The organism is Acinetobacter sp. AL9 (assembly GCF_041464035.1).
GTDB lineage: Bacteria > Pseudomonadota > Gammaproteobacteria > Pseudomonadales > Moraxellaceae > Acinetobacter > Acinetobacter towneri.
In genome coordinates this window covers 1-2,225 of sequence record NZ_JAYFSK010000119.1, presented here as the reverse complement: position 1 = coordinate 2,225, position 2,225 = coordinate 1, and the positions used below count along the sequence as shown (strand labels likewise).

General features: G+C 38.2%; 2 protein-coding genes. Both read right to left on the bottom strand.

Annotated elements, in window-relative coordinates; all coding sequences use genetic code 11:
* Positions 1–183: 183 nt before the first annotated feature.
* On the bottom strand, positions 184–1,056 hold the full coding sequence (locus ACEO2X_RS13740; protein WP_371972155.1) for a histone deacetylase: 873 nt from the start codon (positions 1,054–1,056) through the stop codon (positions 184–186).
* 3 nt (positions 1,057–1,059) lie between these two features.
* A complete protein-coding gene (locus ACEO2X_RS13735) occupies positions 1,060–2,013 on the bottom strand; it encodes a hypothetical protein (RefSeq protein WP_180169647.1) in 954 nt (317 codons plus the stop codon).
* Positions 2,014–2,225: the final 212 nt, after the last annotated feature.

Here is a 2,225-nt window from a genome sequence, read left to right as displayed (position 1 = left end):
GAAAGTTGGGTGTATTTCTTCATTGTGTGCTTTCCAATTGCGAGTTGAAAAAGTCTAATGATTCTATGAATACACCTAACTTTTTCAACTAACTACAAATGTGTTGCACTTGGGATTTGAATCTGCGTATTCAAAGTATTGGATATTCTTCACGTTTTTTTGCACAAAAATTACAAATATACCTTATTCCCCATAATAAATTTCATGGGCAATTTTAAAGGTTTCAACATGCAAATCGACTAAATCAGGTAAAGTCTGATAGCCACCAGCCAACACAAACATCAATGGGATTTGATGCTGTTTGGCAAGCCGAAATACCATTTCATCACGCTGTTGAATATATTCAGCACTCAACCATGGTGAACCACAAGGATCGTTCTGATGACAATCCATACCGGCCTGATAGACGATGAGATCGGCCTGCCATTCGATCGCCATTTCAAAAGCCTCAGCAATCGCATCGCGATATTGCTCAAAATTTCCATGCTGTTTATGAATATGACGAGTAATAGCACGTTCATAACTTCGGCAACCGGACTGCAATGCAAAAATACTAAAATTAAATAGGTTATCTAATCTGAGCGTAAATTCAGCTGTCCCATCCCCACCATGTTGATCACAGTCCAGGATAAAAATTTTTTTATCTGGAAACTGCTGTGCAATCAATGCCAACCCATTAAAAGTACAAAAAGCAACTCCTAATTGATAATGGGCATGATGAAAACCTTGGGCAATATTTGCTGAAATTTGATGCTTCCATGCCAACTCTGCAGCTTTAATTTGTCCGGCATTAATGCGATAAATGGCATCTCTTAATTGAGTGTTCCATGTCTTAAAACCCTGAAAAGTAGCTAGTTTTTTAGGTGATCCAGTATCAAAAGCATCCACATACATAGGGTCGTGGAGTCTTTTCAATATATTGAGATCAATTAATTCAGGTTCATGGAACTGAAAAGAGCCTAGATGTTCTAGGGCTTCGGCCACAGCAATCAGTTTTTCCATGCTATTGGTATGGGTTTTTGCAAAGTATTGGGGAGAATAACAAACCTGTAACATGCATTAGCTCCGGATTTGTGCTGAAGCAATATCGGCAAGTTGTTGCAATAAAGTTGTTTCAGGGCTAAACAGGCCATTGGCTATTTGCTGTTGGAAATGCGTGCTAAAGGTTCTCGCACGGTTTTCTGGGGATATTGCAAGCGTAGTTAAGCGTAAATACCAAAAACCTGGTATCTCGCTGTATGGGATTACAAAGCCCGGTAAATTCTGGTTTGCTGTTTTGTTTTGAATAGTTGAAGAATCATAGTCAACTGAAAACAATGAACCTGCGGGTAAACACACCCCATTCATTAAGAGCGGTTTTAAACTGATACAGGAGTGATCATCGCCCATATTTAATTTTTCCAGCAACAAAGGTTGATTGTGCTGATTGACAATAATATTGACTGATCCTTTTCTTAAAATACGTCCATGGGCAATTTTTAAGAAAAAGTTTTCTGCCATTGGACAAGAACCCACTTTAGGCTTTTCAGCTAATACTGGTAACTCGACTAGACCTGTTTGCGCTGAACTTTTAGGCAGAATAATATCAGCAATCATTTGAACTAACAGTTTACTTTCTTCTTGTTGAGCCTGCTGAGCAAGTTGTCTAAGTTGTGCCTGAAACTGAATGTGTTTAATCAAATCAGCTGTGGATTCAGGTTTATTTTTTTGTATGAGGGTCGTAGTTTCGATATTCTGATCCAAATTATGCCAGTCACTAAGCTTACGTTCCTTGAGCAAATTCTTTAATGTTTGATCCTCATAATCTCTGAACAGTTTAAAATCATTCAGTTCATGAGGGGCACGAGCAACATTAATAAACTCTGCAAGAACCCGAGTTGCTTGCGTAAAACCACAACCTCTTCGTTCTGTTTGATGTGAAAAATGTTCGTTCAGCATTTCTGTCAATGTTTCAGAAAGCGGATATTGTTGTCTTTTAAAGAGTTGAACGATTTCGTGATCTGATCCGTGCATTGATTATAACAGTAGTTAATTTAAGGTGCTGTATGTTAAACATATTTGAACGCAGATTCAAATCTCAAGTGCAACACATTTGTAGAGAGGTGGTTCCACTTGTTTGAACAACTAAAAGCGTATTTATAAGTGATATTCCGCTCTAGTTAAGCCACCTTGTTTTGTTGGGGTAGCTGATCATAGTAAAACTCATTTAGCCTTGCGAAGCAGTG